2 protein-coding genes are annotated in these 3325 nt (G+C 33.3%); one reads left to right on the top strand and one right to left on the bottom strand.

From position 1 onward, the window contains the following. Positions 1–79 precede the first annotated feature (79 nt). A complete protein-coding gene (locus AC07XN_RS23880) occupies positions 80–448 on the top strand; it encodes a hypothetical protein (protein WP_309920180.1) in 369 nt (122 codons plus the stop codon). 115 nt (positions 449–563) lie between these two features. On the opposite strand, the gene AC07XN_RS23875 is transcribed toward AC07XN_RS23880, so the two are convergent. Beyond that, on the bottom strand, positions 564–2888 hold the full coding sequence (locus tag AC07XN_RS23875) for an LruC domain-containing protein (RefSeq protein ID WP_494744871.1): 2325 nt from the start codon (positions 2886–2888) through the stop codon (positions 564–566). Between the last annotated feature and the right edge of the window lie 437 nt (positions 2889–3325).

Raw genomic sequence — 3325 nt, 5'->3', positions numbered from 1 at the left:
GATTATGCCTAACGTTTATAGTAGTCAAATATTTGTAAAATTTTTAGAGTGTATCTTCTTAAAAAAATACAATAATGATATGAAAAACGATCAAAACCTCTATTCCATCAACAATGAAGTTGATATCATAGACTTCTTGGTAGATAACAATGCGATGATTAAGGACTTTACTAGAAGTCATCTTTCTTGGTTTTTTGTTGACGAAAACTTTCATATCATACTTTACTTAGCTGAGGGAGAAAAGCCTAAATTTGAACGGTATATCGTAGAGCGTTTTGCAGAAAATATGAACGACATGATTAATTTATGGAATCATTTCGATAAAAGAATTCATGATTGCCAAGAAACTAGGACATTGAAATTAGCTAAAAATAAGGTTCACGACCTTATTGCTATGTCTGAGACCTTTAAAGCTTTGTTTAATAGAGCAGATTTTGAAGAAGAATAAAACTTTTGAGTCTTGATTTGGGAATTCTGATTCATTATTTAATCATATTTACCCCATAAACAAAAAGAGCTTCGGAATTAACTTCCGAAGCTCTTTTTGTTTAAACTACTTAGGACTATGGATTGAAAATATTTGAAACATTTCTATAACCATCCGCTGTGTTTGAATACCAGTCTATACTTGAAGTACCACCTGACGATGCCCAGTTAGCAAATTTCAAATATGTATCAGTGATTTTAACTCCTTCTTTTGGATATTTGAAGTTAGCTGTTGATATTTCGATACCCCAAGGTAATTTTTTCGATGTCGCATAATAAGCACTTCCAGTAGAAGCATCATCTTTCGTTCCGAACAATGCTTTGTTTACTAATTTTGTAGGATTTTTACCGTATAAGTGTGTTTCGTAACCTCTACCAAAACCAGATGTATTATTGAAGATAAATGGATTGTATGAACCAACCCCGAATGCTCCGATAGAAGGACCGTTTGTTACATCAAATGAGAAAGAGTAAGTTTTATAAGCTACTAATGCTTCATTTGGACGTGTATTCCATGCTGATTGTTCGTTTCTAGCGTTGTTGAATAAGATTACAACCACACTGTCTTGACCTGCCTCTAAGCCTGCACCGATAGTAGAAGTACCTGTGAAGTTTTTAGCATTACCAGTTGGGATGTTAAACTGAATACCTGCACCGTTGTTGAATGAACCACCAGTTGCTTGAAGTGTATAATCTGCTTTAACTTGAACCACTTGGTTTGTTGAACTTGTAACGATTGTGTAAGTAAAGGCTAGGATTACGTCGTTCAAGTCATAATCTCCTACAGATGGCCATTGGTCTTCAAAAGCTACTGTTGAAGGAACATTGTAGTTGTTGAAAGCTTTAGCAGGATCATTTGGATAAGCATCTTCCGAATCAATTACACCGTCTTTATCAGAGTCATTGCTTGATACTGGTGCAGTTCCGTTTCCTTCGTTACAAGATGTTTTTGCGATATAAATACCACCATCTTTAGTTTTCTGAGCAAATTTATCTAAGAAATCAGCTTTAAGAATATCGCTTGGTTCTGAGAATTGAACAGTACCTGTAAGTTTCTGACCACCCCCGTTGTTGATGTTACCACCCGCAGCAGTTAATACTTTGAATAATGAATAGTTATCCCCTGTACCCGTAATTTTACCATCGTAAGTTGATAAAGAGTTAGTTACGAATAAAGCACCATTGTATAAGTTAACAACACCTGAGCCATTGATACGTGTCCAGCTTCCTACAGAGATATAGCTATCGTTATTTACAGTTTTGTCGATACCTAATGTATTTTTGATAATTAAATGACATTTGTTATTAAGAATACCTGAGCTATTTACTTGCATATCAGCAACAGTCATATAGCTATTGTTAGTCATCGTAGTAGAATTGTTGATGATAAAGTTTCCAGCAGCAGTCATTGTACCATTGTTAGTTACAGTCTGTCCAGAAGAATTTAATCTAACTTCGCCAGCGAATGAAATTTCAGCATTGTTTGTCATTGCGCCATCTAATGGAGAAGCACCTTTAACAATGATTTGTCCTTCGTTAATGATGTTTGAACCTGAACGAGATTGTAATTCTGAATTAGCATTCACAACACCGTAGTTATAGAAAGTACCACCAACGATAAGGTTACCCGAAGAATTCAATGTACCAAAGTTTTTCACTGTTACATCTGCTGAGTTCCAGTTCACATTGCTGAAATTAGCTGAACCTTTTGAAGTAATGATTACAGTATACTTAGCACCTGAATTAAAATTCAAATTATTAAGCGTAATGTTAGTACCACAAATACGAAGCGTACCACCATTTAATGTATTTGGATTGAAGTTTACAGTATAATCGCTACCTGTCAAACAAATTGTTTGTGAACCAGTTTTTGAATCAAGGTCGATAGTTGTTGAGCTGCTTACTGACATATCACATCCTGTACTACAATCAGGACTTGTTTCTGTAGTAGCATATAATTCAGTGTTTGCACTCAATCTTCCAGAAGGAGTTGCCCCTAAAGCTACTGCAAGACTACTAGCAGCGGTTAAAGCTACTTTCTGAGTATATTTAGTACCATCTGGAGCTGTTTTAACGAAGTAAACTTCTTTAACACCAGCTGGAATTGAAATTTTAGTTTTGAATGAAGAAGCTAATGAAGCTGTTCCTTTTGATAGTGCCTTAGATACACCTGTTGATGGATCAGCAGTGTAAACAGCAACTACATGAAGTGAATTCTTGAAACGAATATCACTTATTGTAACATTAAAACTTACGTCTCTTGCAGTTGACCAATCGAAACCTGCAGGCACTACTAAATTATTGATATCATTGGCAACTTTATCGTCAACAACAAGCTCGGATACACATGATGAAGCAATAATTCCTAAGGCGAATACAATTGATAGAATTTTAGTTTTCATTTTATTTATTTTTCGTTCTATAAATAGAACATTAAGTTAACGATAGTTTTAGTAACTTATCTTTTAATCTATGGTAATTTTTGAGTATTTCTTTATTTTATTAAAATCTTGGTAAAGTTTAGTATTGCATAATGTAATGATTCTGCCTTAAATATTAACTACAAAATTAATTCTAATTTTCCAAACGACAAAAGACGTATATCATTATAACAATAAACTGCTGATTATCAATAAATTACAAATAAATCTTGTATTTTTCAGTCAAACACATTATTGAACCTCATTTATTATCTTCGCTTATATAAATAAAGGAACGTTCATCAAATACGTATAACTTTTTTTAGTGTTCCTAAAAAAAATACAAGAAAATATTTTTTTGTATTTATTACTAAAATTTAGTTTTAGGAAATCCTTATTATTAACACTTATTTAAAAGC

The organism is Arcicella sp. GW458-12-2-14-TSB2 (genome assembly GCF_059423785.1).
Note: the sequence above shows the minus strand (reverse complement) of the source record. Positions and strands in the feature narration are given on the sequence as shown.

What these genes read in the sequence shown, in the direction of transcription:
- AC07XN_RS23880 (WP_309920180.1), top strand. Translation starts at nt 80, where the DNA reads ATGAAAAACGATCAAAACCTCTATTCCATCAACAATGAAGTTGATATC.
- AC07XN_RS23875 (WP_494744871.1), bottom strand. Translation starts at nt 2,888, where the DNA reads ATGAAAACTAAAATTCTATCAATTGTATTCGCCTTAGGAATTATTGCT.